Origin of the sequence: Leisingera sp. M527, from assembly GCF_025141525.1 — a bacterium.
Lineage (GTDB): Bacteria > Pseudomonadota > Alphaproteobacteria > Rhodobacterales > Rhodobacteraceae > Leisingera.
Genome location: NZ_CP081037.1, coordinates 3,362,380 through 3,387,864, shown reverse-complemented (window position 1 = coordinate 3,387,864; position 25,485 = coordinate 3,362,380). Strand labels below are relative to the sequence as shown.

22 protein-coding genes are annotated in these 25,485 nt (G+C 56.3%); 9 read left to right on the top strand and 13 right to left on the bottom strand.

Features of this window, described 5'->3' with window-relative positions:
• Positions 1-2 precede the first annotated feature (2 nt).
• Both K3555_RS16770 and K3555_RS16765 read right to left on the bottom strand, forming a co-directional pair.
• Complete coding sequence (locus K3555_RS16770) at positions 3-740, bottom strand: GIY-YIG nuclease family protein (RefSeq protein WP_260006343.1); 738 nt, start codon at positions 738-740, stop codon at positions 3-5.
• A 307-nt stretch (positions 741-1,047) separates the two neighbouring features.
• Positions 1,048-1,539: a hypothetical protein gene (locus tag K3555_RS16765; protein WP_260006342.1), complete on the bottom strand. Its 492-nt coding sequence runs from the start codon at positions 1,537-1,539 to the stop codon at positions 1,048-1,050.
• 146 nt (positions 1,540-1,685) lie between these two features.
• Here K3555_RS16765 and K3555_RS16760 point away from each other — a divergent pair, with 146 nt between their 5' ends.
• The 3 genes from K3555_RS16760 to K3555_RS16750 all read left to right on the top strand — a co-directional run bounded on the left by K3555_RS16760 (position 1,686) and on the right by K3555_RS16750 (position 5,861).
• The gene (locus K3555_RS16760) at positions 1,686-1,844 is read left to right on the top strand and encodes a hypothetical protein (protein ID WP_167738125.1); all 159 of its coding nucleotides are present in this window, start codon (positions 1,686-1,688) and stop codon (positions 1,842-1,844) included.
• A gap of 316 nt (positions 1,845-2,160) precedes the next feature.
• Positions 2,161-3,882, top strand: a complete 1,722-nt coding sequence (locus K3555_RS16755; protein WP_260006341.1) for a plasmid recombination protein — start codon at positions 2,161-2,163, stop codon at positions 3,880-3,882.
• Between the two features lie 908 nt (positions 3,883-4,790).
• Positions 4,791-5,861, top strand: coding sequence for a potassium channel family protein (locus K3555_RS16750; protein WP_260006340.1), 1,071 nt, complete (start codon positions 4,791-4,793; stop codon positions 5,859-5,861).
• A gap of 533 nt (positions 5,862-6,394) precedes the next feature.
• Here the strand turns inward: K3555_RS16750 and K3555_RS16745 are convergent.
• The 3 genes from K3555_RS16745 to K3555_RS16735 all read right to left on the bottom strand — a co-directional run bounded on the left by K3555_RS16745 (position 6,395) and on the right by K3555_RS16735 (position 10,341).
• Entirely contained in the window at positions 6,395-7,588 is a 1,194-nt protein-coding gene (locus tag K3555_RS16745; RefSeq protein ID WP_260005205.1) for an IS91 family transposase, read from the bottom strand.
• A 12-nt stretch (positions 7,589-7,600) separates the two neighbouring features.
• The gene (locus K3555_RS16740; RefSeq protein ID WP_260005203.1) at positions 7,601-8,488 is read right to left on the bottom strand and encodes a site-specific integrase; all 888 of its coding nucleotides are present in this window, start codon (positions 8,486-8,488) and stop codon (positions 7,601-7,603) included.
• 245 nt (positions 8,489-8,733) lie between these two features.
• A complete protein-coding gene (locus K3555_RS16735; protein WP_260006339.1) occupies positions 8,734-10,341 on the bottom strand; it encodes an ATP-binding protein in 1,608 nt (535 codons plus the stop codon).
• Between the two features lie 362 nt (positions 10,342-10,703).
• On the opposite strand from K3555_RS16735, the gene K3555_RS16730 reads away from it, so the two are divergent.
• Positions 10,704-11,435 carry a hypothetical protein gene (locus tag K3555_RS16730; RefSeq protein WP_260006338.1) on the top strand — a complete coding sequence of 244 codons (732 nt, stop codon included), beginning with the start codon at positions 10,704-10,706 and terminating at the stop codon, positions 11,433-11,435.
• A 176-nt stretch (positions 11,436-11,611) separates the two neighbouring features.
• On the top strand, positions 11,612-12,097 hold the full coding sequence (locus tag K3555_RS16725; RefSeq protein ID WP_260006337.1) for an NUDIX domain-containing protein: 486 nt from the start codon (positions 11,612-11,614) through the stop codon (positions 12,095-12,097).
• A 357-nt stretch (positions 12,098-12,454) separates the two neighbouring features.
• Here K3555_RS16725 and K3555_RS16720 read toward each other — a convergent pair whose 3' ends face one another.
• The 8 genes from K3555_RS16720 to K3555_RS16685 form a co-directional block, all read right to left on the bottom strand.
• Complete coding sequence (locus tag K3555_RS16720; RefSeq protein ID WP_260006336.1) at positions 12,455-12,952, bottom strand: GNAT family N-acetyltransferase; 498 nt, start codon at positions 12,950-12,952, stop codon at positions 12,455-12,457.
• Positions 12,924-13,403: a hypothetical protein gene (locus K3555_RS16715; RefSeq protein WP_260006335.1), complete on the bottom strand. Its 480-nt coding sequence runs from the start codon at positions 13,401-13,403 to the stop codon at positions 12,924-12,926. Before K3555_RS16715 ends, K3555_RS16720 begins: the two co-directional genes overlap by 29 nt.
• A 27-nt stretch (positions 13,404-13,430) precedes the next feature.
• Positions 13,431-14,336: a radical SAM/SPASM domain-containing protein gene (locus tag K3555_RS16710; protein WP_260006334.1), complete on the bottom strand. Its 906-nt coding sequence runs from the start codon at positions 14,334-14,336 to the stop codon at positions 13,431-13,433.
• A gap of 132 nt (positions 14,337-14,468) precedes the next feature.
• Complete coding sequence (locus K3555_RS16705; RefSeq protein WP_260006333.1) at positions 14,469-14,867, bottom strand: hypothetical protein; 399 nt, start codon at positions 14,865-14,867, stop codon at positions 14,469-14,471.
• Positions 14,851-15,228 carry a hypothetical protein gene (locus tag K3555_RS16700; RefSeq protein ID WP_260006332.1) on the bottom strand — a complete coding sequence of 126 codons (378 nt, stop codon included), beginning with the start codon at positions 15,226-15,228 and terminating at the stop codon, positions 14,851-14,853. Before K3555_RS16700 ends, K3555_RS16705 begins: the two co-directional genes overlap by 17 nt.
• Positions 15,225-17,882, bottom strand: coding sequence for an SMEK domain-containing protein (locus K3555_RS16695; protein WP_260006331.1), 2,658 nt, complete (start codon positions 17,880-17,882; stop codon positions 15,225-15,227). The genes K3555_RS16700 and K3555_RS16695 overlap by 4 nt, the downstream gene beginning before the upstream one ends.
• 330 nt (positions 17,883-18,212) lie before the next feature.
• Positions 18,213-18,878: a hypothetical protein gene (locus tag K3555_RS16690; RefSeq protein ID WP_260006330.1), complete on the bottom strand. Its 666-nt coding sequence runs from the start codon at positions 18,876-18,878 to the stop codon at positions 18,213-18,215.
• A gap of 522 nt (positions 18,879-19,400) precedes the next feature.
• A complete protein-coding gene (locus tag K3555_RS16685) occupies positions 19,401-20,219 on the bottom strand; it encodes a helix-turn-helix transcriptional regulator (protein ID WP_260006329.1) in 819 nt (272 codons plus the stop codon).
• 124 nt (positions 20,220-20,343) lie between these two features.
• On the opposite strand from K3555_RS16685, the gene K3555_RS16680 reads away from it, so the two are divergent.
• The 4 genes from K3555_RS16680 (at position 20,344) to K3555_RS16665 (ending at position 25,476) form a co-directional block, all read left to right on the top strand.
• On the top strand, positions 20,344-21,879 hold the full coding sequence (locus tag K3555_RS16680; protein WP_260006328.1) for an ABC transporter substrate-binding protein: 1,536 nt from the start codon (positions 20,344-20,346) through the stop codon (positions 21,877-21,879).
• 64 nt (positions 21,880-21,943) lie between these two features.
• Complete coding sequence (locus K3555_RS16675) at positions 21,944-22,891, top strand: ABC transporter permease (RefSeq protein WP_260006327.1); 948 nt, start codon at positions 21,944-21,946, stop codon at positions 22,889-22,891.
• A complete protein-coding gene (locus K3555_RS16670; RefSeq protein ID WP_259987394.1) occupies positions 22,888-23,763 on the top strand; it encodes an ABC transporter permease in 876 nt (291 codons plus the stop codon). Before K3555_RS16675 ends, K3555_RS16670 begins: the two co-directional genes overlap by 4 nt.
• Before the next feature lie 3 nt (positions 23,764-23,766).
• Positions 23,767-25,476 carry an ABC transporter ATP-binding protein gene (locus tag K3555_RS16665; protein WP_260006326.1) on the top strand — a complete coding sequence of 570 codons (1,710 nt, stop codon included), beginning with the start codon at positions 23,767-23,769 and terminating at the stop codon, positions 25,474-25,476.
• Positions 25,477-25,485 lie beyond the last annotated feature (9 nt).

Genomic DNA, 25,485 nt, shown 5'->3' with positions numbered 1-25,485 from the left:
GCTTAGGTGTCTTCTTCCGCTCGGATGGCGTCGAGCATCGCGAAGATCACCTGGGTCGCATCGGCGAAGTAGACCTCGCTTTTGACGCTCAGCTCTTCTGCGTAGAGGTCTGGCGGCGCGACGCTGTCGGGGTGCTCTGCCTTCAGCCGCGCATGCAGGCCTTTCTCAATTTGCACAGCTGTGTGGCCGGAGCTGATGGGAACTGTCCGCAGGACCTGCGCCTCCGTCTCCTTTGTCCTCAGAAGTTGGTGGTAGAGGCGGGAGACGGGATCGCGGCTGTAGCCGAGTTTGATCAGCTTGGCGCCATTGGCGAGTTTGAGCTGCATGACGTAGAGAAAGCTTGGCGCACTGCTCCAGCCCTCGCCGCAGTTGCTGCATTGAAACCGGCCAGTCTGCATGTTGGCACGGGCAATCCGCTGAACATGGCCGCAGGCCTGATGCTGGTACAGACGGTAATTCTGGTTGCCACCTGTGTCTTCTCCGATCAGGTGCCACCCCCGTTCTTCTGCTTCGGCCTGTTCTTTGTCAGCGTGGCAAATCTCGCACCGTACACTGCACAGGCCTTCGGCTGCCCGCTTCACCATCTCAAATTGCCGGCGCAAGTTATGGCCGCAGGGGGCGATATAGTGGGCATAGTGACGGTCTTCCGGGTCGCGGCCGGCCCAGTTCAGGCCGGCTGCCGCGGCATCGTCCCGCCACCGGTCTTGAATGCAGTGCGGGCACTGTGGCTGGCTGTTCATGAGAACAAAGATCTTGCTGGCATGTGCCCGTCGGCAGGTGTGGCAGGATAGGAGCAGGTGATAGCGGTCCTTGATGCGCTGGACGATTTTGAAACCTTTTGCGCTGGCGGCGGCGCGCCAGTGGGGATGGACCGTTCGCGGGAAATGTTCGCAGGTTGAGTGGGGCATGGCAGCCTCCGCATGGCATAATTGGGCAGAGCAGGCGCCGGGACTGGCGCTTGCTGAAACTTCAGAATTGGCATGGCTGAGCCGGGCGCAGCGGCGTGTCCGCCGCGGGCCGGGGTCAGAAGAATGCTGGGATGGTGGCTTAGTTGGGCAGAAAGTTCTGCGCTTCAGCCGCTAAGGAGAGTTCGACGAGTGCGTTCATCTGGCGCGCGCCGGTCTGCAGTAGGGCCTGACAATCACCATCTTCGACGGTGAACAGCTCCTGGTTCTCATGGAACAGCTGCTGAAATCTGAGAGCCTCTTCCGGCCCCGTGGACTCGATGAGGAAATGCAGCAGCATGCTCATGCGCTGCATTGGCAAATCTTCGGCACTGACCACCTGTGCCGTCAGGATGTCGCCGCTGAGTTTAAGGCAATCCTGCCACTTGGCTTCGGCGGCCTCTTGGATACCGGTGGATGCGGGATCCCACGAAAGAGCGTGCGACAGATCACGCTCCAGTTCGAGGGCTTCATCCACTGCTTTGGTCAGCGTGTCGAAGGTGCGGGTGATGAAGGTGGAACCATCATCTGCTTCGTTTGCAGGCCACAAGCCTTTTTCTGTGCCCATGCGCATGATACGGCAAATATCAGCCATAGTCGGTCTCCTCTCGCGAGATCGGTTTTGGTTAGGGTGCGGCAAGGGGTAGGAGCCTTGCTGCACCTGTAATATATGGTACCATAAAACCAAAAATCAATACGAGATTGTCAGACATGTCAAAAAAAGCGCGAGGACGCCCGGCGGTGGATACCGAAGCGGTCAATCTCCGATTGGCGCGTGGGATGATTGAAGTCATTGATAACCAGCGCCGCGAGCAAGACGATCTTCCGACACGGCCTGCTATGATCCGGCGGATGTTGAAGCAATGGTGCCAGGATCGCGGAATTGAAGTCGACGAATAGCAATTGCTGTCAGTGTAAATCTTCACCCCTTCCAGATTATCGGAAAACAATAAGTCATCCCAGGCCCCCGGCAGGGCGGGTCCAGCAGGCTGCTGGCCGCAGGAAGCTTTTGATGGCGAAGGCCTGAAACAAGCTGACGAGGAGGGGATCGAAGGGGGTATCCCCCTCGCGAACTGGTAAGTTGCAATTCCGGGGCCCAGCCCTGGATTGCAACTTGCCTAGTGAGTACAAGCCTCACAAAAACAAAAATAAGCCTATCGGGATTTTCTTCGTCTTCGCGGAGACTCGGATCAGAGAAGCAGATCCGAGCAGCAAGATGACCCTACAGCCCAAGTTCACCCAAGCCCAGCCCGTAATTCTTGATGAGGCACCGGTTGTGCTGCGCTTTGCAGGCTTGTTTCCGCAGGGCCTCGGCAAGTTCAAGATGCATGACAAGCGCGGCGGCGGCGACCTGGATCATGTCGACCAGGAGCTGTCGCGGCTGAACCAGGTGCTGGCCGGCGGGCCGGGCTGGCAGCAGCAGATACGCGGCGAAATTGCTGAGATGCGCCGTCACAATCACGAGGAGCATTTGCGTGCCCTCAGAGCTAAATCACGCATGAAGGATGCCAGGAAGCTGGAGGCGGAAGGGCCTGCAGACCCCTGGCGGTCCTGCAGCAGGGGCCCGCTGCGCGAAGGCATATTTACTGTCAACAAAGACTGGTTCGGCGGCGCAGGGCTCTCTGAATGGGATCCGGAACGTGTCTCTGCTTTCCGCAAAACCGCCATGTTGTTCCTCCGTGAAAACTTTCCAAATGGTCAGCTGCGCTACGCAAGTGCCCACGTCGATGAGGAGGCTTACCATATCCACTTTGTCGTGGCAGTTTGGACCGAGAAGCCATCCGCCAACCGCGGGCATCAGATCCTGCTGCAGGCATCTGAGAACCCGCTCATCAAAAGCTATGAGCATGCCCAGGATCTTGCCGGAGAGGCCTTCGAGACAATCGGGATCACCAGGGGGGAGCGCCGTGCCGAAGCCCGGCGCCAGGCTCGGGCAGAGGGAAAACCTCTGCCCGAGCGGCGGCAGCATGTGCCGCCGTCAAAGTGGCGTGCCGAGGAGCGCCTCAAGGCGCAGGCAGAGAAAAAACGCATCCTGGGCGATGCCCTGGATGAGGCAAAGGCGGCCGTTGAAAACGGCCGGGACCTGGCCAAGGCCACGGTCAAAAAGTCGCGCAAGCGCGCGGTGAAAGAGGCGCGGGCCCGCAAACAACGGACCGCGCGGGAAACTGCAAAGATGATCCGCCGCCGCGATGCGGCGGAGGCCCAGGCTGTGCAGTTTGAAAAAGCGGCTGACGCCGCGAATGCTCTGAAAGAGAAAATTGTGGCTGAGGTCGGGGCATTGGAGCCGAGGGTTAAGGGGTATGAGGCAAGGGCAGAAGAAGCTGAAGAAAAGTACCGGGCCGAGACGGCAGCGCGGAAGGCCGAAGAGGAAGAACGCGCGCGGGTTATCCAAGAAAGGCAACAGGCCGAGCAGGTGCTGAACGCCGCGAAGGCGGAGAAATCTGATCTGGCCGCTCAGCTGCGGCAGATGGTTCAGCTCCGCGGCCAGGAAGAGAAAGCGGCTGCTGAGGCCCGGGCTGCCCGGCTGGCTGAGGAGAAGAGGCTGCAGGAGGCAGAAGAAAAGGTCCGGTTGAAGGCTGCGGAGGCAGAGGTCATCACGGATGCGATTGAAAGCGGATTGGATCTGGTTGCTGATGGGGCGATTTGCTGGCAGGAGCCATCCCCGGACCAGAAACCACGGCTGGTATGGGGCGTTTCCGCTCCGGATACCAAAGGCGCGCGGGATGAAAAGCTGAAAGAAATCCGTCCAGCAATGCGGATGGTCACGCGCATTGCTCAACTGGTGGCGAGGACCGTGAAACGCGTCCTCGCCAAGGAACGGCAAAAGCTGAAGAGTGACGCGGATTATGTCCGCGGCCTGCGTCAGAAATGGGAACCGGAAGATGCAGCGCGGCTGTCGAGGATCACGCTTGGTGGGATAGACAGCGGACCGAAATAGGGCCGATTGCTGACTTTTGCTGCGTGAAAAGCCAAGGTTTGCTGTGCGGGACAATGCCGTCTTTTGCTCACGCGGCTATTGCTGACGCAGCATTTACTCGCAGGCGCAGCACGCTCATCGCTGCGATGATGTGCAAGTCGCCGAACCGGTCGTTCGCGGGCGAGAATTTGGCCGAAACCGAAACTGTCTTTCGCTGCACTGCTGATTGACTTTCGAGATACGGGACCTTGCTGCCGTTCGCTGCAGGCGCAGCAAGAACGACCTGGGGCGGTCGCACTGCGCAGGGAGCAGTCGGTCAATGCGCTACCTTGGACGACTAGGACTGCACCGAATGCGCATATTATTGTATGATGCTTCGTCGAGATTGCCGAGCATACGGGTTGAGAAAGCACCAAACCTCGCTCTCTGAATGAGGCATAATAATCACGATGACAATCATTCGCCCAAGTATAGTGAGGCAGCGGGCAGGCCATCAGCATGCCGTGGCGAACCGCAGGTTAATTGAGCGCATCACGCCAAATTAGCCGATCAGGATACCCTCTGAATGGCAGACTTAAGAGTTGACAACACATCCGATGGTCAGATAATCGTTTTTCGAGTTGTATATCAGCGACTTCCATGTCGCTCCTGTGCGGTGGTAGCTCAGTGGTAGAGCAACAGGCCCTATAGCCTGTGGTCGTTGGTTCGAATCCAGCCTGCCGAGAGAAGGTGTGAAATGCCTTTTCTCGCCAGGCTGGAAGGTTTGGGCAATTTCCATTGCCGCCTAAGGCTTCCAAAATACCAGAACCTCCATAAATTAAGAAGAGATATGCTGCCCTTCGAGCATCCGGTCCCTTTTCATCAATCTAATGAGTGGGGCCCGAATTGAAGAGTGGCGGTGAAAATTGTGCTGTGCGAGGAGGAGTTAGATGTCGAAAACTCAAGGCCATAGTGGTCGCTACAAATTGTCGCCTGATTCGAAGAGGTATCTAACTACGAAAGTCGGGCGCGCATTTGAAAGGCTCTCCTATTTTGATATATTCGCGGCCTTCACAATGGTTTTGTCTCTAAACGTAGTATATTTTACGTTTATTTGCCCGGATTGCGTGGACCCAAAAGGTTCAGTGTCGTCACCCTTCGATGCGCTGTATTTTTCCGTAGTTACTTTTACTACGCTAGGCTACGGCGAAATACTTCCAGTCGGTTTTGGAAGGCTATTGGCAGGCGCCACTGCTATGTCTGGACTTCTACTAGCGGCGCTCTTCATTGGGAAATTGTCATCTGAGAGGCAGTCAACACTTTTAACATTACTTTACACGAGTGATGTTGAGAAGAGGCTTTCAAAATTCAGCGAGGACCTAGCGCTTTCAGAAAGGACGCTGAGGGGCGGCGACGAGAATTCCGTGAGAGAGGCTCTTGCAAAGGTGGAAGCGACGCTAGAGGGCTCTCGTAGGTACATTCTGTTTAACTCCATGCAAGCGAGAATGGCAAAATTTGGCAATGACTCTTCATTTGCCGAGCTTTGCGCCAATGTTATAACTCTAGCGGATGCCCTACTTGCCGTCTCCCGAGATGGTCGAAGATTGCAGTACGAGAATAGTAGGCCGAAAGCCCGATCCCTAATGTCCACCTGCGAAAGCCTATTGAATACAGTGCATTACGTTCATTCTGTGGATGTACCGGATTCATACATATGCCATTGGGCCTTGAATGCATATAGATTCTCCAGAAGAGTACTCGGTAGGGGCGATGATGAGAATTCAGAGACGCCCGGCTCTAAAGCAGTGATGCGCCTTGCGGAGTTAATGGGTGGTGATTTTGAAACCTCAGAGCCTACCCACACAGTCGAGAAAATGGAATTTGTTAGGAAAAGAATGAGCCCAAAACCTCAAGGCGGATGGCGCAAGGGCATTCATAAAGAAATCGCCGAGGAGATCGGCATTTCGAACTCTGAAGTGTCAAGGTATGTAGATATCTTGATTGAAAAGAAGGCGCTCTAATGTGTGAGTTAGGGTGCCTTTTTCGCCAAATTCCGGCACCACCGACATCGTTGAGAGCGCGTCAGCTACGTTGGGGGGGGATGTTCACGGTGGGCTGGGGCCGGTCATCGACTATGCTTGGCTTGAAGGTCGGCTCAGGGCTGGTAGTGACCGACTGCGCTCGCAGCATTCCGACCGGGCGCTCACGGCAGGTATGGTGAAGGTTTTCTGATGCGGGCCGCGGTGTGAGGGTGCGGCTTGGCGCGACATCGGCCCGCGTTGGAAAACCTCCCAAGGTGGAAGCCGCGGGACTCTTGGGGCTGTCTATGGGGAAAGAGCGCAGACGGCGGGGTCTGCGGTTGGAGCCAGCGGCCAAGCCGGAGGCATTCCGATGCCGGTTGGGATGCTCTTAACGGGGGCCTCCGGACAATTGCTGCGACGAAAGCGGCGTTTCGGCGTGGTTCTGAGCTTGCAGGAGAGTACAGGCGTAAATGGAGACAGCCGGGCGGCTGCGGATGCCCGGTGTTCACAATACCGGAATGACGGGCGTTTCGTCATGCCGCCTCCTTCCGCGGTGGCGCGCGCGACCGGGGTTTTTGCCCGCGCCGGAAGATCTCGATGATATGCATTGTTCCGCCACAGCACGGGCATGGCTCACGCAGGGTGAGCGGGAGAACCTCGGCGGCTTCTGGCGGTTCTTGAGCCGGGCACCTTGTCCCGAGCAGGGCACGGCACCGGGCGATGTTGGCCTTGCGCTGCGCTGAGGCGAGCAAGCCGTAGTGCCGGATGCGGTGGAAACCAGCGGGCAGGACGTGGATCAGGAAGCGGCGGATGAACTCGGGCGTGGCCAAACGCATGACTTTCTGCCTGTCGCCGCGCTTGATCCTGTAGTCCTTCCAACGGAATGCCACGGTGCCTGCGTCGGCGCTGACGAGGCGTGCGTTCGAGATGGCCACCCGGTGGGTGTACCGGCTGAGATAGGCGAGAACGGCTTCCGGGCCTCCGAAGGGCGGTTTGGCATAGACCACCCATTCGGACTTGCGCAAAGGAGCCAGCCACTCTGCGAAGGCATCGGCCTGCGCCAGCGGTTCCAGGTCGCCGAAGAAGGCCAGCTCCCCGGCGCGGTGAAGCGCCATCAGCCCCTCCAGAAACAGCCGCCGGAACAAGCGCGACAGGACCCGCACATGCAGGAAGAACCCGGGCTTGCAGGCAATCCATCTCGCGCCGTCCAGAGACAGGCCGCCACCGGGAACGATCATATGGATGTGGGGGTGATGGGTCAGCGCCGATCCCCAGGTATGCAGCACGCTGGTCATGCCCACCCGAGCACCAAGGCGCTTGGAGTCCGCTGCGATGGTCATGACCGTTTGTGCCGACGCCCGGAACAGCAGACCGTAGACCGCCCGCTTGTTCCAGGAGGCGATCCGGGCGATCTCTGCGGGCAGGGTGAAGACCACGTGGAAATACTCCACGGGCAGCAGGTCCTCGGCGCGGGCTTCCATCCAGTCGCGCGCCGCTGGCCCTTGGCACTTCGGGCAGTGCCGGTTCTTGCAGGAATTGTAGGCGATGTGGCGATGGCCGCATTTGGCGCACCCGGCCACATGCCCGCCGAGCGCTTCGGTCCGGCAGGCTTCGATTGCCGACATCACCTTGAGCTGGGTCAGGCTGACATGCCCTGCATTGGCCCGCCGCCACGCGGCACCATGGGCACGGAATATATCAGCAATCTCCAGCCCCGGGCGGGACACCCCAGTGCCCCGTCACTTCAGGCTTCGCTTGATTGTCTGATCCTGCAACTGCTCCAGCATCTCGTAGGGGCTGACCGTGTCACGGATCGTCTTGGTGGCGACATGGGTGTATTGGGCCGTCGTGCTCAGCTTGGCATGGCCGAGCAGCACCTGGATGACCCGGACATCGGTGTTGGCCTCCAGCAGATGCGTCGCAAAGCTGTGCCGCAGGGTATGCAGAGTGGCGGCCTTTTTGATGCCGGCCATGTTCTTCGCTGACGTGAAGGCGCGGTTCAGCTGCCGTGGCGACAGCGGGTTGATCTTCGGCTTGCCGGGGAACAGCCAGCCCTCCGGCCGCGCCTCGCGCCAGTAGTCGCGCAGCAAGCTCAGAAGCCCGGGTGACAGCATCACCTTCCGGTCCTTCCGCCCTTTGCCCTGTTCGACATGGATCAGCATCCGGTTGCTGTCGATATCGCCGATCTTGAGGTTACAGACCTCGGCGGCCCGCAGCCCCGCGCCGTAGGAAATGCTGAGCGCGGCACGGTATTTGAGCCCGGGCCCCGGCGCCGCCATCAGGATGTCCGATACCTCTTCAACGCTGAAGACTACAGGCAACCTCCTGGGCTGGGTGCGGAACTGCATGTAGCGCTTCATCTCCTCGCGCCCGCAGGTCATGCCGAAGAAGAATCTGAGCGCCACGATCCTGGCGTTGAAAGTCGCCGGCGTGACCCCTGTATCCGTCATGTGCAGTTGATAGGCGCGGAGTTCCTCCGGTGAGGCGGTATCCGGCGGGTGCCCGAGGAAAATGGCGAAATCCTTGACCGCCCGGATATGCGCTTTCTGCGCCTTGTCGCCCATCCCGCGGATGCGCATGTCCTCGATCATCCGCTCTCGAAGCGGGGTTGATCTCTCCTCTGTCATGGGAGCCTCCTGTCTGATGATTGAGAAGGGCTCAATCGTCAGGCAGAAATGCCGTTCCCCAAATGCACCACTGTCAGATCATCGCTGAACATCAGCCACCCGCGCCAATGCCGCGGAGCGGCTTCGTCCTTGGGCTCGATCCCGCCAACTGCTGCGATAGGGACTGGCGGCCGGTTCGAGCCCCATTGCTGCTATCTCCACTCATCCTGCAGAAGCTCCTGAACACCCCAAAATGCTTGGCTTCACTACTTAGGAAAGCGTATTTGAAACATAGCCCTAAGCAGTTTCTCAACCATGCCACGGTACTCCACAATGTCTCGGTCGAGGATTTGGACCGATGCACGCTCGTGGATCAACTTGTTTCGAAGGCCATAATAGTATTTTAGTTTAGCTTCGGTGGACCCATCGATTTTCAGAAGGCTCTTCACCTCATTCAGCACTTTGGTTCGGTTTGTAAGAATATCTGTAAGTGCGTTTCCCTTGTATTTATGAGGTGGAAACGATTTTGTGTCATTGACAATGAACTCCTTCATGCCGATTTCCAGGTTGCTATCAAGCAAAATTAACGCAGTTCTGTTTTGGGTTTCAAAACCCTGGTCAAGTGCTATGTCGACCAGGCCCATTGCTTCGACAAGCCCTAATGTCCAGGGCTTTCTAGCAATAGTGCCCTGATTCAAGGTTAGTAGCTTCTGTGAATAAGAAAGTTTGGGTTCACGTTTGACAGGTGGCAGAACTAGCCGTTTTTTTGTTGGACTGACGGCGGGAGTGATCGGCTCAACAGTTCCGGCGTCATACTGGTAGACACTTTCTTGCCGATCCTTCTTTAGTCGGCGCGACAATTTCGAAAAATAAGTGACCAGTTCTATAATGCTGGGTCTAACTTGAACAAATGCAGCGTGACTGAAACTAATTCCGTTCTTACTACTGTTCCATGGCATTAATTCCGCCGGGCCATCCAGCTCAACTATGACGCGACAAAGCGAGCCATCGGGGTGGGGAACGCCTGCCTCAGCTGTGATGAAGTATCCAACGTCTCTTGTTTTCAGCTCTTTCAGTATGAGTCTGCTGTTGCAGTAAAAGTACACACCATAATTATCAGCTTCTGGAATTCTATCTCTTATCAGCCCACCAGTGACCTTAGCCTTTAGCATTTGGCTGGTGCTGCCTGATGGGCGAACATCAAATTCCATTTTCTTCGGTTCATGACCAGGAGGAAATGCCCAAGTGTCAAATGTTGTAATCCCAACAGGAGAGCCATTTAAAAAAATTTCACAGCCTTGTCGAATGAAATTTGCGTATGTTGCCTCTAGATGCCTGTTCAGGTCTTCCAAATCCCTTTGCGTGAAACACTGGCGAACCTGAGAAATACTGACATCAGTCGTATTGGGCGTAATGTTTGGAACTTGATTAACGTCGATCTTCCAGTCCTCATCGGCAAGCCAATCTTTAGTAATCTCAATTTGATAACTGCCTTGCCTATTGTTGCGAGAGGTGATTACAACGTGTTCGCCCAAGGCGACGCTTGCTCTTTTGCCGCCGACTCCAAAGTTCCCAATTAGATGATCTGTATCAAGAGGCCTCGTCGCCCCAGGGGCAATCAAAAGCCTGATTTGTTTCACAGGCACCCCTCCAGCGTTGTCTCGAACCGTTATTAACTGACGCTCAGCATCCAAAAATAAGTTTATTGCTGTTCCGGGTGGTTTTCCTGTGGATGTCCAATGATCAATAGCATTGTCGACCAGTTCACAGATCGCTGTCGGAAGGTCGTAATCAGCCATAATCGATAGAAACATTCGCTTCTGTGGCGTCCCGTCAATTCTATCGAAAAATTCTCGGCGAGACACGTCAGTCATGATACTTCTCAATGCAACCCCTGAGCTTGCAGACAATCACGTAACGCGAGCTTAGGCAATGGCTTCGTGCCCTAGGTTGAGTTCCACGCTGTTCCGAACATTGGGACGAACCTGATCTGGACCTTGCAGCGCACAGCCGTCTTTCCCGGACGGACCTTGCAATGACCGCTTAGCACCGTCCGCGACGTGCCGCACATGCGAGGAGGTGCCAGAGGGTGGAGGGCTGCAAAGGGCTCAAACCTCGGTTTCGCTATGCGCTGGCACAGGGACCGCTTCGCGTGAGCGAAGGGCTTCACAGGTGCGCCTCAGGCCCGCTATATCGGTTGGGTACACGAACGTTTACCAGTAATCAGAAGGTGGCCGTGGATATTCAAACGCTTGATGACTCTGACCCTCCGCTTGGCGGTTCCAAGTTGCTTGATGCGGTACAGAAAGCGATTGGTTTCGCTCAAGAAAATGACGGGATCGGCTTGACGAAAAGCAAGGCGTTCAACCGAAAGTTTGCGACATGGGCTGCCGAGAATTTCAACTGGCCTGAATACTCAGCTGACCAACTCTTGCGCATCCAGAAAGTGTTGAACGAGGAAGACGTCATACCCGTCCTGGTTTTGCACGAGTTGATGACCGCTATGAAGTTGGGACGCCACACCAAAGGCAAGTGGCGTTTCAGCAAAAAGGCGGAGGCTCTGGCTCAAGCGACTGGTGTCCTGCAAGCGGCTTTGACACAGGGCTTTTTGTTCGAGTTCGATCATAGCCGATTGCAACGCTTCCCCTTTGTTGCGCCAGGTAGCTGGGACATTTGGCTCAACGTTATTAATGTTGAAGCGCATGGCGGGGTGAGCGAGGCGGCACTTCTGAAGACCTTTTATGGCATCGAATATTCCGGTGCGGGAGATAGGGATTTTTGGAACCATGCCTCGTTTCTTATGTGGCACGTTCTGAAACCGCTTAGCTGGTTGGGTTACTTGGAGGTGACAGAACTCGATGGGCGCCATTCCCCCTCAGACCGGAAGATCTACACAAAAACACCGCTTTGGCAGAGAGTTTTCCGCCTCGACACAGACGATGAACTGCGGCCAGTCGTCGTACACTGATCTGAATGACCGCTGCCAGATGCGCTTCTTTGATTGGAATTCTGCCAGCGCATTGGGCAGCGATGAGCCCATCTTACCAACACAGAAAAGCACTGGATTCAAAGTTATGCACCGTAATTCGACGGTTCGGTGTATGGTCGGTTCAAACCGAAAAACTTTTCGGAGGGAGGTCTGCAATGAGTTTTGAAGACAGCTATCTTGGCAAGATTCGTCAGCTTGTTGGTTCTCAGCTTCTGCTTGTTCCCGGTGCCCGTATCGTCATCGAAGAACCTGATGGAAAAATACTCCTACAAAAGCGGAGTGATCTCGGCGTTTGGGGGCTCCCTGGTGGAAATGCCGAACCGGGTGAGGATTTGACATCGGTGGTTGAAAGAGAAGTCCTTGAAGAAACGGGGTTAATCATCACAGGCGCGACGCCGTTTGGTTTCGGATGCAACCCTGAAATCGAGACAGTGGAATTCCCCAACGGTGACCGTTGCCAGTTCTTTGTTCTGAACTTCTTTACCAGATCATTTTCGGGTGACCTACGCATATTGGATGGCGAGAGTCTTGCGCTCGAATGGTTTCGGATGGACAAACTGCCCCGGATGTTGCCCAACATGGAAGCAAGCGTGCGAGCCTACGGCAGTTACCGATCCAATGGTGAATTCCAGATGATCTAGTCGTTGTAGTAAAGGTCCGCTCCGTCCCGTCTGTGAATCTGCCAATTCAAAATCGCTGCGCTCAGTACGAATGGCGAGAATCATCGCCGCGCTGCGCCACGGATTTTTGCGCCTGCGCAGAAAATATGGCGCTGCATGCCCGCGCAGCAAGAAAATACAAGGTCGGGTCAGGGCTCTGCGCCCGCTTTCGCGGCGTTTTGCCCGAACGCTAGCTATGGAAGCGCCAATGTCGGCGCATCGAATGAAGTCGCAGAGCCTCAAGTACATAGCCTGCGAGGCCAACGGCAGGTTCCAATCCGCCCTCAACCTCGATCACGCCGCACTGACATTGGGCGGCTCTGAGCCCTACTGAGGCTTTCATGAGTGTCGATACACCAAATCATCTGGGTCCTGTTTTTCAGCCGTTTCGTCAAGCGCAGCTCCTAGCCTTTCTGCTAGCCCCTGCGAACGCTGATTTCTTGGATCGATGTAACTCACAAGAGTTTGCATTTCACGCTCTTCAAATGCCCAACGCCGCATCTCAGTCGCGGCTTCGAACGCATACCCCTTACCTTCTGCAGAATCGAAAACCTGCCAGCCCAGCTCTGGTTCTGGGCAACGTGGTCCATAGTTAATCTCGACTCTCCCAACACATTGATTTGTAGAAATAACCTCAATCGAAAGGCTTCCAAAACCGAACATTTGCCATTGAGCAATTCCCTGACAAAAATCGCCCCATGCATGCACCGCTGAAAAGGGGCCACCCATATACACAGATCGTTCCGATTTCATCAGATCCCAAAAGTCGGGCCAGTCGTCGAAGGTTGGAGCGCGCAGCAATAAACGTTCAGTTTTTAATGTGGGAATAACAGTCATAATTCTTGCCTGACTTACTTAGAACAAAGCTAGCGGTATTGGATGCATTCTTGCATGTGTAGCCAGACTTTGAAGGTCTGCAAAGTCCGCCACCTGTGAATTCGGGTGACAGATCTCGCTGCAGCATGCTTGAACGGCTGGTTTTCACGCCGCGCAGCGGAGCCAAAATGATGCAGTCGCGGCGATTTTGCTGCTGCGAGCGCGCGCAGCGAAAAAATCCAAGGGGCAGGTTGGGCTCAACTGCCGCCATGCGGCAGTACAGCACCGAGAAACCAGCACCAGCCTGCTCCAGGCCAGTAGCGATCGGCTCAAGCCAGCCCGAAGCGGACACGATATGCAGGTCGCTTCTAGTGGGCAGCATCCCCAGGTCGGGCGGAGAGTGACCGTTCGCTACGAGCGCGAAGACTCTTCGGCCGTGACGACAAAGCGGACGTTTATCGGCGGCAGGCAAAACCGCCCTCGGTCGCGACATCCTAGCTCAACGGTTGCCACACACAACAAGGTCATCGAATAATGGACATCCGTTCATACAAGTGGATCGATGTGAGCAACCTCCACAGCGGTCTGAGGCAAAGTAATTACGAAATGATGTCATATTATCCGACTTGGTCCATATCTCCAGCAGTGAATTGCTCTCGGTCAGCGTATCCCCCCCCGCGAGGCCGCTTTGAAAGGAGCAAGGATGCACCGAAAGGTCTTCTGAAACATACATAGAAAATCTTCCAGCATCGCATGCGTCGACCATGGTTGGATTGGCATTAGTTCGAGCAAAAACACCGCTTACACAACAAGAGTCGAAACCAACCTTCAATTTGCGCTGGTCTGAAGTTGCCAGCATGAAAAACTCATCTAGCCGATCACTGTTCCGAAGCATCTTCTTCTCAAAGACTTTCCGACCAGATGGTTTATAGTTTAAAAAGATAATGGCATTGATTTCCCGCAAGAAAACTGGCGGCTCCTTGAGCCATGCAATTGCGAGGTCAATGCTTTCAGAATCCAAAATGAAGTGAACGTTCACCTTGATACCATACGCGGCCAGTGTACCTATGGTTTCCGCTGTTTCATCGAACGGCTCATAGGCAGATACAGCTACCGCCCCGCAGTTTTTGCGTGTCGCTTCAAGAATTTCGCGACTCAGACCGCGCCCATTGGTCGTGTAGTTAGGCACTATGTCTTTTGCCGCAGTGTATTCTAATATCTCTACAAAACCGGGATGCTGGTTCGGGTTGCCACCCCCTAGAGCAACTTGAAAGACCCCCATCTCAGAAGCTTGGTCGATGACGTTCTTGTAATCCGAAAGGGCCATATGCTGCCCGTGCTTGGTAGAAGACTTGTAGCAGAAGGCACAGCCTTTATCGCACCAGTTCGTAATCGATATGTCCATCAACTCTGGTCCGTGAGGGGACCAGAACGGATCCTTCGAATCTTTGTCCGGAACACGCGCGAAGAAGCCGGTGTCCGAGTTGAAAAAGGAGGTATAGCCGAGGCTCTTGTAGCGGTGGACTTTTAGCACAGATCACCAATAATTGTTGTATGCGTTGATATAGAACGCCTCGGAATCGACCTCAAACATGGCCATGCAGAGGAGGGATTCAGCGAGAGGTCCGTCGCTGCTTAGCGACCCTGTCGAAACCCTTTTCCCTTGATCAATAGCATCTTTCATCCGCTGGATTACCTCGGGAGTGAATTCATGTGTTCCCGAAAGCTGATCGGCAGCTTCTTTAGATGTCACCGTAGCCCCCCTTTGCAGCGCATACGCAATCTCTCTATGCATCTGCACAAAAAGGTCGCCGACAGGACCGTCGCGCTCTACGCCCGCGGCTTCCAAAAAGGCATCTTCAGTCAATTCGACCTCAGAAATATACACAAATGATGTCGATGAACTGTTCGAAACGAAATCAAGTTTGATCTTCATTTTGAGACCTTTCCAGTTCTCGGATGCACTCAAACACCACGTCAAATTTATTGTTATCGTAATCTTCGTCAACGACTTGGGGAATCCAAGTTACCAGGTATACGTGGTCATGTCCCAAGTCCTCGTCGCTAAGAACTTCCCCATACCTAATCTCCATGTAGTCGGCTAAGCTTGCATACTCGACCGAGTAATACCTTTCAAACTCACTTTTGGCATCAACCGCGTAGGTGAAAAAGGCATCGTAGACGCCACCGAAGAAATGCTCACCCAAACCTCCGCTGGAAACCCCGAGTTTCGCGAGAAAGGCAGCCTTGCTTGACTTCCACGATGTCGGAAGGATCAGTTTGATCTGGTCTCTCATGTAACGGCCTGCTCATCAGTGATCTCCGCTATGCATGCCTGCACCAAGTCGGAACGCGCTTGTTGACCCAATTTGATCGCTGCATGAAATTCATGGGCCATAGCTCGGTTCGAAAAAAGATTTTTGATAGCTTCCCGTTCGTCCCAATGTGCAAACGGGGTGATATAAAGAGCAACAGCCAGTGCAGGTGAACCGATTTCAATTTGCTGGTCGTCGTCGAGTTCAAGCAGACTTTGCAACAAATGGCTCGTGCGATCCTTCCACTCACTACCTCGATAGTCTCCTGATCGCGAGAACATTGCCTTCACGAATTTTTGCAGAGAACCATCGTCCAAATCGTCCAGATGATCCAGCAGGATCATTACGTTGAGATGGTCAGAAGCTTCTCGCTTCCTAAACAAGAACCACGACAGGTGGCGTAGCTCGCGTTCTACCTTAAGACTGGACAACATGGCTTTCACCCGAGCAACGTCATCAGATGTCTGAATGTCGGCCGACAGCAGAGTTAAATTGTTGAGGTAGTGCCGGTCAAAGTCATCAGACGCTTCACACACCTCAATGACTTTGTTGCATCCGTGCTTCCTTGCTAGCACATAAGCGTAACGAAAAAAACCTTCGTAAATGGGCCAATCGCACGCGGCCTCAAATAACTCATTAATCTTCGGTGGATCTGATGGGGCCAATTCAACTACTGCGAAATGCGCAAGCAGGAAATCCCTCATTTCATCATAGGTGAATGAAATGTTTTCAACCCCTAGTGACAATAGTCCCGTTGCTGGGACCTCCCTTCTAAGAATAATGTCTTCCCCGATGAGCTTCTCGACAATCGCCATCTCTCCATCATCAAACCCCTCCAATGGAAGCTGTGAAAAGTCCTCATTCTCCAACATGCCTTCACAGATTTTGTATATAGAAGACAAAGCTTTCCGTCGGTCAGAAACTGGAAACTCCCCAATCTTCAACGTCAGATATCCTTCGAAGATATCCCCCTTGTAGATTTCAGGTACGTATCCGATGTTCTTGCCTTCGTGAATATCGCAGAAAATTCTGAGCAGAATGAGGTCGTTCTCTAAAAATTCCTTCGCTGATCTTGAAAGGCTGACACAAATACGAAAATGATCGAGATAAGAGTGAAGCAGGCGATCTTTGTTGTCGTCGGTCATCTCGTTTCGAAGATCATGAACCCGATGCAGATATTCTGCGAACTGAGGCTCAAACAATCCGGCGAACTTGTGGTCAAAAAATTCATTTCGACAAGTAATGACAACCTTAACGAAATCATACTGGCACAAAGCATCCAGGAACACTCGAAGCTCGGAAACAAATCCGTCTAAGTCACCTACTTCGTTGATCCCATCAATAGCGATGATGAAAGGTTTCCCAAAATCCTTCGCTACATTGTCAAACAAATCAAGCAAATCATGAATGTTTCGGAGTTCAGGCGCAAACCTGTTGTTTGTAATGTAGTCCTTAATTCGATTTGGGCCGGGGAAGTCGTTCAACTTCCTTGCCGGTATAAATACCGCTGGAATTTCAAACTTCCGAAACTGGTTCTCCACCAAATCGCATACAAAGTTTGTCTTTCCTTGACCGGCCATTCCGGTCACTAGGAATATTTTTGCCAGTGCCAAGTTTATCTGATCCGTGATCTCGCCCAAAGAGCGGTATACTCCGCTCCCATTTGACTCCACGTTGTGTTCAAACACAGTCCAATACCCAGTCAGATAGTCCTTCGGCACGTATCGTTCTGCACGTTCACCGTACCATGAGAAAACCGAGACTTGGTCCTTCAGACTTGAAATTTCCTCTAGTTGAGTGGCAAGGCGATTTCGCAGCTCATTCAAATTTTCGGGGGATGGCAGATTGGCCAGTGCTTTTAAGTCACCCTGCACCTCGTCAATTTTTGCCATCCTCAAGAGTTTGTTGAATTCCTCTAGATTGAAGCGACGGAGTTCGTCATCAATCTTTCTGTAAAAAAACATGGGATGCGCAAAGAAACGCATCTGCTCCTTGGGCCCAGAGGTTTCCACGAACACAGAAGGGATGTACTTTTTTGTGCGTTTCTCGTCTTCAATTTTCTGGCCACTTGCACTCAGGAAGGCATCCAGTTCCGAGCGAAATTTCGCATTGGCATCTGCTTTCTTGAACTCCCCTTCTAGAAGATCACAAACTCTTTGGATTCTTTCATTTGAAAGCTCGCCGATCAACTTGGCTAAGCTGTGGAAATCCAAGATATCGCGAGATGTACTGAATTCTATCGGCAAGCCTGTGACGGTTGCTGCGAGCGCCTTGGAATTGTAGGACTGTTGCCTCTCGGTGAGTACGTACACCAAAACCCGGTCGAAGTCCGCGTCGAGGCCGTGAGACTTGAACTTCTCTAGAGTCTCGTTGATCTTGCTGCTGGATGCATCAGAAGTTACCTGAATGGATATTCGGCCTACTTTGCATCCCAGATCTACAGCTGGGAAGTTCATTTGAATGCGATTCTGGTTTTGGAGGTTCGGGCAATCCAAAATCGTCGCAAAGATTGGCACAAGTAGATCTTCGGCAACGGTGTTGATGTCAAACAAATCTTGTGCGTTTGAAACCCGCACCTCATAGGCAAATCGTCCAAGTAGTGAGGCTGATTTCTGAAGTAGCTCTTGTCTTGTCACGGCGCCGCCAATTCGATGTGCAACTGGGATGAGAGAAGCCTGAAGCTCTTGTCACCCAAGGATTAGTTCAACCCTCACGCTAAAGATGAGGCGGATAACTGGCAAGGCGATCCCTAGCTTCAAAGGAAGGCATTTGTAAGCGCCATGACTTTCTGCCAGCCAGGCGCCTAACCCTTATGAACAACCGCTTTGGGGACCCGCGCTGCAGCGCCTCGCATTGTTGTCAATGAGTGCTATGGGCCCGGCGGGCAATAAATCCCGCCCGGCGGCCCCGACTTTGCAAAGGTCACTATTGCGCAGACCTGCCGTTAGCTGTGCGCTATCATGGGCTTATATGATTGCGGAGAGGGCAGGTAGGATACGGCGGTTGCCTGCTCCCGCAACCAACACTAATTCACAAGACATATCAAAGGCTTCAGGCGGCACGCCCGGGGCCTTCTTCGTGTTCGGACCTCCCGCACCCGCCGCCAGCCGCAGCAGCCCCGCCAGATCCCCCTCCAGCGTCAGATCCAGGCCGGTGCCTTCCGTCGCCGGCGTCAGCACAATCCGCTCCACCAGCGCCCGAAGCGCCTCCTTGGCCTCTTCCATGCTTTCGGTGGAGCCAAGGGTCGTGATCAGCCGCGACACCCGTTCGCGGTAGGCTTCCGCCATCGACGGGTGAAACACCACCGTGTCCGGGGCAGGGGTATGCTCCAGCTCCCGTTCCAGTTGCTGGCGCCGCGTGTCGAGCTCGATCATCCGGTCCTTCACCTGATCTGCGGGAATGCCTGCGATGATTGCATCCACCAGCTTCTGGTGGTCGCGCTTGGCACGGGCGAGCGCCTGTTCCTTTTCCTTGCGGTTCCCGGCGGCTGCCGCCTTCAGCCGGTTGCGCTCGGCTGTGTATTCTTCGCAGAAGAACCGTGCCCCTGCTGTGGCGGCGCGATGCGCATCATCGAGGTCTTCCGCCGCGGTCAGAAGCCGCCATCTCGAGCCCCCCCCGGGAGCAGGCCGCATGACGCAACGCCCGTCTCAAACGCGCGAAACTCACCAGCTGCCGCCCGCAGGCTGGACCGCTCCTGGCCTGCTCGTCGCCGCGCTTTGCTCAGGAAAATGCAATCAACTGTTCCGCCGGCATCCGAAACCCACGCCCCCAGTCGTCCGAGCGACCTCCAGCGATCGACACGTCCTGCCCGGTCGCTGGCCAGACCCCACCCTCGCAATCACCCGCAGCACGCTTTCCCCATAGACAGCGCCCGGGGCCCGCGGCTTCCTCCTTCCGAGGTTTGTCAACGCGGGCCGCCGACGTGTCCAACAGCAAAGTTGCACCCTGGCCCGCATCGGAAAACCTTCAGGAGATCGGAAATTTGCCACAGCTGCAAGAAGGGCAGAAACAGATCATTAAAGCAGACGCTGGATGTTGAACAATGGGCCTGAAAAACTCGCATGAAAGGCTTGCGTGGCGGCCATCATTTGATAGAAATCTTGTTCTTTTGTATCCGCTCCGGCGGTTGCCGGGGGGGGCGCGTTTCGCTGCGGCTAAAATGCAGCAGTCAAAGTGGCCGTGTCAGTGCCTTCCGTTGAAAAGATGGAGTTGCGCACAAACTCGGGCACCTCGGAATGATCGCTTTTATAGGCCCCGCAGCGTTGCAAGATTGCCCGCAAATCCGGTGATTTTCCCAAGTACTCCCATACCACACGGGTGCCATAGAGCATATGCCCGCCTTCCGGTTCGATCCCTTGGAGAAGCCCGGGAAGAAACGAGGGCTCCTCATAATCCGAGGCAATCAGGGCAGTGGTCCACATGCCGTTTCCTTGCCCCTGCTCGCGGCTGGTTATGAAGATCCGGTTGTGCGCTTCGAACACCAGGCCAGAGTGTTTGAGTGTCGAGGGGATGGCGAATTCGTCATCCTCATAGCGCTCCAGCTCCTTGGAGAACCAGTCGTGCCCGTTGCCAAAAATCCGTCCAATGCTCTTCAAGAGATAGTTTTTGGACGGGTCGGGGCTCATATATATATTATAGTAACCTGCGTGGCGCTCCAGCAGGCCGGCATTGCGGCGGTCGCGGCGGATGACCTTTTCGATCTGCTCCGAAAGCGGATCATCCGACCTGGCCAGAACCGGAGGCCGCAGCCGGACCAGTTTGGCAAAGGCCTTCTTTTCCTGCAGGATCTCGGCCTCATCCACCCCGAAAAAGTCGCAAACCCGGCGCAGCGTGGCGAGCGACGGGGCAGTCTGACCGGTGAGGTATTTGTTGAATTGCTGCCGATTGATGCCGATTCGGCGGCAGACATCCGAGACGGAACGCCCGTAGCTGCACAGCATCCTGAGATTGGCGGAGAGATTAGTTTCGGGCATGTGTTTACGCTACTTTATGCACTATAGCTGCGTCCAGCCTAATTTTGGGGGTCTAACGGTGCGTGCTTTGCAGGTCGCGCGCCCTCTAGACTGTTGGAAAAGATGCCAACAGATGGAGAGGAAGATGACCAGAATTCCGACAAAGCCGGCCCGGCAGGTTTCGATAGGCACAAGCGTGGCAGCCGCCATCTGGACCGCCGCAGCAGGCGCAGGTGCTGCTGACACCCTTCGCATCGCGGTTGCTGCCGATCCGGGCTACCTGGATCCGGCCTACTGGGGTTCCAGCTCGGAACAGCTTCTGATCGACAACCTCTATCCGCGCCTGGCGAAACATGTGCCGGGGGATAGTTGGAAGGCCGAACTGGATGCCGCGAAATCCGTAGATCTGTCCGATCCGCAGCACATCGCCTTTGAGCTGAAACCCGGCATCATGTGGTCCGGCGGCTATGGGGAGCTGACCGCGGAAGATGTAGAATACTCTTTTGAACGGCACTTGGATCAAGGCTTGGAATCCGGTGTCGCGACCGAGTTCACGCTGCTGGAGGATGTCGAAGTAACCGGCAAGTACACCGGGGTCATTCACCTGAGCGCACCGTCCCCGGCGTTCTGGTCGGCGACGCTATCCTACACTTCGGGCGCGATTATTTCCAAGGCCGCGGCGGAGGCTTCGGACGGGTATTTCGAGGCAACCCCGGTTGCAACCGCTGGCCCCTACAGGTTCAAGTCTCATGAGCCCGGCCAGGCCTTCATGTTGGAAAAGGATCCGGCCTGGACAGGCAAGGCGGCAGATTTTGAAGAAGTCGCGATCATAGCCATTGCTGATGACAACGCCGCCCGGGTGGCTTTTGATGCAGGCGAGATCGATTTTACCTATGCAGCCTCAGCGCTAGAGTACGACAGCTGGTCAACAAGCGCCGGTAATACCGAATTACGTACATCGCTGGATCCGCTTTGGTTGGGCATTTCGGAAACCTACGAGGGACTGTCGGACATCCGCGTGCGCCAGGCCATCCAGAAAGCGGTGGATGTGCCCACCATTCTGGCTGCGGTCTCGAACGGGCGGGCCGAACAGGCAACCGGTATGGTCGCCCCGGGGCTTCTGGGCCACCGCGACGTGCTACCGATCCAGCGGGACGTTGACGGCGCCCGGGCGCTGATCGCCGAGGCGGGGGCCGAAGGAACTGTCTTGCGGCTTGACTTCGTGAATACGGCCAACCGAGCCACCATTGCCCAGATTGTCCAGGCCAACCTGGCTGAGATCGGTCTGACCGTCGAGCTGAACGGGCAGGATGAAGGCAGCTTCTGGAGTGTCGATGAAACGCGTGCTGCCGACCTGCAGCTGCATGTGAAATCCTGGACCGGCAATCCCGACGGCATCTACACGATGCAGTATTTCACCTCCAATCAGGTCGGCGTCTGGAACTGGGAAGGGTTGAGCAACCCGGACTATGACGCCCTGGTCGAAAGGGCGCGCCGCAGCACCGATGACGCAGAACGCGGCCGGCTTTACACACAGATGCAGGAGATGATGGAGAAATCCGGCAACTTCCTGTTCCTGACCAACGAACCCCTGACCATCCTGTGGAACGACAAGATCGTGCCGGCCACCTTGCCCGACGGCCGTCCAGTCTTTGCCGGCTTCAAGAAGACCGCAAACTGACCTCCCTCCTGCCGGGCGGCGGCCTGCAGCCCCGCCCGGATTTTTCTTCTGAGGAAACACCGAAATGCTTGGCTATATTCTCCGCCGCACCTGTCTTGGGGTGACCGTGCTGATCCTGGCAGTCTCGACGCTGTATGTGCTGGTGCAACTGGCCCCTGGCGATCCTGCCAGCGCGATGCTGGGCCCACGGGCAACGCCAGCCATCAAGGCCGAGTTTGCCGAGCGGCTGGGGCTGGATCAGCCAATGCCAGTGCAGATCGTGAAGTATCTGGGGGCGGTGGCCCAGGGCGATCTGGGCACCGATCTGCGCAGCCGCCGCCCTGTCAGCGAAGTGCTGATGGCGCATCTTCCGCATACTGTGCAGCTGATCACGGCAGCGATGCTGCTGGCAGCAGGCCTGGGCATCCCGCTGGGCTGCCTGGCGGCGGTGCGCCGCAACGGGCTGTTTGACCGGCTTATCGGGGTGCTTTCGGTCAGCGTCATCGCGGTGCCTTCGGTGATCATTGCAATCTACGGCATGCTGCTGTTTTCCGCCCGGCTGGGCTGGCTGCCTGCCATCGGCGCGGGCGAAGGCGGCTTTGGTTCTACGCTGCACCACCTGATCATGCCAGCCGTCGCAGTTGGCATCGGCTGGGTCGGCTACCTGGCGCGGCTGGTACGCGCCTCGATGATCGAGGTGCTGTCGGCAAATTATATCCGCAACGCCCGCTCTTTTGGCCTGACCGAACCGCGCATTATCTCGCGCTATGCGCTGCGGGTGGCGGTGGCACCGACCATTACCGTGCTGGGGGTCGGGGTCGGCTACATGCTGGGCAGCGCGGTCTTTGCCGAGATCGTCTTTGCCCGGCCCGGCATCGGCAAGCTGATGTATGACGCGGTGATCCTGCGCAACTACCCGGTGACACTTGGTGCGGTGCTGGCCTCCAGCGCGCTGCTGATCGCCGCCACCACCGCCGCGGACATCCTCAACGCCATCATCGATCCCCGTTTCAAGGAGGGCCAAGAGCAATGACTGCGGCTGATATTCAACCCGTCATCAAACCGGTGCGCCCCGGCGGGTTCACCAATCTGGCCCGCGATCCGATGGGTATGCTGGGGCTGCTGCTGGCGCTGCTGCTGATCCTGTCGGCGCTGCTGGCCCCTTGGATTGCGCCTTACGGCCCCAATGCCATGGACATCCCCTCCAAGCTGCAGGGGCCAAGTGCGGCGCATTGGCTGGGCACGGATCAGCTGGGCCGCGATGTGCTGTCCCGGGCAATTTATGGCGGGCGGATCGCGCTGAGCGTGGCGCTGATTTCCACCGCGCTGTCGGTCATCCTGGGTGGCATTCTGGGCATGATGGCGGCGATGGGGCCGCGCTGGCTGGACTATGTGCTGACGCTGGGGTTTGACACCGTGCGCGCCTATCCGGTGATCATCCTGGCGCTGGCCATCGGGCCGATCTTTGGCGGCGGTATGGTTGTGCTGGTCGGGCTGCTGGTCGCAACTTCGGTGCCCTATTACGGGCGGATCATGCGGGCTTCGGTCATGGCGCAGGCCAATGCCGAATATGTTGAAGCGCTGCGCGCTATGGGGGCCGGACGCGTCCGTATCGTGGTTCGCCACATCCTGCCCAATGTGATCGGCCCGGTTCTGATCGTCGCCTCAATGGATATTCCCACCTTCATCGCCGCCGAGGCCGGCCTCAGCTTCCTTGGCGTGGGTGTTAAGCCGCCCGCCTCAAGCTGGGGTTTGATGCTGCAGGACGGGTTTGATTTTGTCGGCCACACCCCCTGGCTGGTGGTGGCGGGGGGGATCCCCTTGGTGCTGGCGACGCTCGGTTTCACCTTCCTGGGCGAAGCGCTGCGCGATGCCTTTGACCCGAAACTTGGCGGAAAGGGCTGAACCATGGCGGATATGCTTCTGAAAGTTGACGACCTCGCCGTGCGCTTTGGCCCCATTCAGGCGGTGAAATGGGTGTCTTTCACGCTGCAGAAGGGCCGCACCCTGGGCATTGTCGGTGAAAGCGGTTCCGGCAAATCCACCCTGCTGTGGGCGCTGACCCGGCTGCTGCCGGATGCCGCCACGCTGAATTCGGGCGAAGTCTGGTTTGACGGTATGGATCTGCTGCGCCAGCCGCCGGACCGGATGCGGGCGCTGCGCGGCACCCGGATTTCATACATCTCGCAGGACCCGATGACATCGCTGGCACCGGGTCTGACCATCGGCCAGCAGATGATCGATCTTCTGTACCGCGAGCCTTGGTCCAAGCGTGAGAAATGGCAGCGTGCCATAGACGCGCTGGATTGGGTCAGCCTGCCGGACCCCGCATCGCGGATGACCATGTACCCGCATGAACTGTCCGGCGGCCAGCGCCAGCGGGTCTCCATCGCTATGGCGCTGTTGCTGGGGCCGGATCTGGTGCTGGCGGATGAGCCCACCACCGCGCTGGATCCGACGCTGGAGGTGGAGATCCTTGAACTGCTGCAGCGCCTGCAAGGCGAGACCGGCTGCACCATTGTCTTTGTGACCCATCATCTGGGTGTTGTGGCGTCGCTTTGTGACGAGGTGCTGGTGATGAAATCCGGCGAGATCCGCGAGGCTGGCCCGGTGCAGGATGTCTTCGCTGACCCGCAGGATAGCTACACCAAGGCGCTGCTGCGCTGCGATCCGGCGCAGATCGAAACGCCAACCCGCAGACTCCCGACAATGAGCGAGGCGCTGGAGCAGCCGGTACAGATCGTTGATGGGCCGCCCGGACGGATAGATATCAGCGCCGCACCTGTCTTGCGTGTCGAAGACCTGTCGGTGACCTTCACCCGCAGGGGCCTGCTGCCGCCCTCATTGGGTGGTTGGCGTGATGAAATCCCGGCGGTCCGCAAAGTCAGCTTTGATATCCGCAGCGGCGAAACGCTGGCGCTGATCGGTGAGAGCGGATCAGGCAAAACCACGGTTGCGCGCAGTATCATGGGGCTGGTCCGCCCGGATGCGGGCAGTATCCGCCTCAACGGCAGCGAGCTGACCACAGCGGATGCCGCAGGCTGGGGCAAAGCACGCGAGCAAGTTGCGATGATGTTTCAGGACCCCGCCGGTTCGCTGTCTCCGCGGGTGACGATCGCAGAACAGGTGGTCGAACCACTGATTGTGCATGGCCGCCGGGCGGAGGCAACGCGCACGCGCGCCATTGAGCTGCTAACCCAGGCCGGACTGGGTGAGGCCTATGCCGACCGCTTCCCGCATGAGCTGTCCGGAGGCCAGGCGCGCCGCGCCGGTGTGGCGCGGGCACTGGCGCTGTCGCCCTCGCTGGTGGTGGCGGATGAGCCGACCGCGGGGCTGGACGTCTCGGTCCAGGGCGAGGTGGTGAACCTTCTGAACACCCTGCAGGAGCAGATGGGCCTGTCGATCCTACTGATCACCCACAACATGAGCGTCGTGCGACATGCCGCCGACCGCATGATTGTGATGCTGAAAGGCGAACTGGTCGAAACCGGACCCACCGCCCGGCTCTTTGCCGACGCCACGCATGATTACACCCGCAGGCTGATCGCAGCATCGCACCACGCCTTGCCCGAACAACAGACACCTAGCAACGAGAGAAAACTCCATGCCGTTGAATGAAACCCTTGC

What these genes read in the sequence shown, in the direction of transcription:
- K3555_RS16755 (WP_260006341.1), top strand. Translation starts at nt 2,161, where the DNA reads ATGACCCTACAGCCCAAGTTCACCCAAGCCCAGCCCGTAATTCTTGAT.
- K3555_RS16700 (WP_260006332.1), bottom strand. Translation starts at nt 15,228, where the DNA reads ATGAGAGACCAGATCAAACTGATCCTTCCGACATCGTGGAAGTCAAGC.
- K3555_RS16675 (WP_260006327.1), top strand. Translation starts at nt 21,944, where the DNA reads ATGCTTGGCTATATTCTCCGCCGCACCTGTCTTGGGGTGACCGTGCTG.
- K3555_RS16670 (WP_259987394.1), top strand. Translation starts at nt 22,888, where the DNA reads ATGACTGCGGCTGATATTCAACCCGTCATCAAACCGGTGCGCCCCGGC.
- K3555_RS16770 (WP_260006343.1), bottom strand. Translation starts at nt 740, where the DNA reads ATGAACAGCCAGCCACAGTGCCCGCACTGCATTCAAGACCGGTGGCGG.
- K3555_RS16690 (WP_260006330.1), bottom strand. Translation starts at nt 18,878, where the DNA reads ATGCGGCCTGCTCCCGGGGGGGGCTCGAGATGGCGGCTTCTGACCGCG.
- K3555_RS16720 (WP_260006336.1), bottom strand. Translation starts at nt 12,952, where the DNA reads ATGACTGTTATTCCCACATTAAAAACTGAACGTTTATTGCTGCGCGCT.
- K3555_RS16765 (WP_260006342.1), bottom strand. Translation starts at nt 1,539, where the DNA reads ATGGCTGATATTTGCCGTATCATGCGCATGGGCACAGAAAAAGGCTTG.
- K3555_RS16735 (WP_260006339.1), bottom strand. Translation starts at nt 10,341, where the DNA reads ATGACTGACGTGTCTCGCCGAGAATTTTTCGATAGAATTGACGGGACG.
- K3555_RS16750 (WP_260006340.1), top strand. Translation starts at nt 4,791, where the DNA reads ATGTCGAAAACTCAAGGCCATAGTGGTCGCTACAAATTGTCGCCTGAT.
- K3555_RS16705 (WP_260006333.1), bottom strand. Translation starts at nt 14,867, where the DNA reads ATGAAGATCAAACTTGATTTCGTTTCGAACAGTTCATCGACATCATTT.
- K3555_RS16710 (WP_260006334.1), bottom strand. Translation starts at nt 14,336, where the DNA reads ATGGACATATCGATTACGAACTGGTGCGATAAAGGCTGTGCCTTCTGC.
- K3555_RS16740 (WP_260005203.1), bottom strand. Translation starts at nt 8,488, where the DNA reads ATGACAGAGGAGAGATCAACCCCGCTTCGAGAGCGGATGATCGAGGAC.
- K3555_RS16725 (WP_260006337.1), top strand. Translation starts at nt 11,612, where the DNA reads ATGAGTTTTGAAGACAGCTATCTTGGCAAGATTCGTCAGCTTGTTGGT.
- K3555_RS16680 (WP_260006328.1), top strand. Translation starts at nt 20,344, where the DNA reads ATGACCAGAATTCCGACAAAGCCGGCCCGGCAGGTTTCGATAGGCACA.
- K3555_RS16665 (WP_260006326.1), top strand. Translation starts at nt 23,767, where the DNA reads ATGGCGGATATGCTTCTGAAAGTTGACGACCTCGCCGTGCGCTTTGGC.
- K3555_RS16685 (WP_260006329.1), bottom strand. Translation starts at nt 20,219, where the DNA reads ATGCCCGAAACTAATCTCTCCGCCAATCTCAGGATGCTGTGCAGCTAC.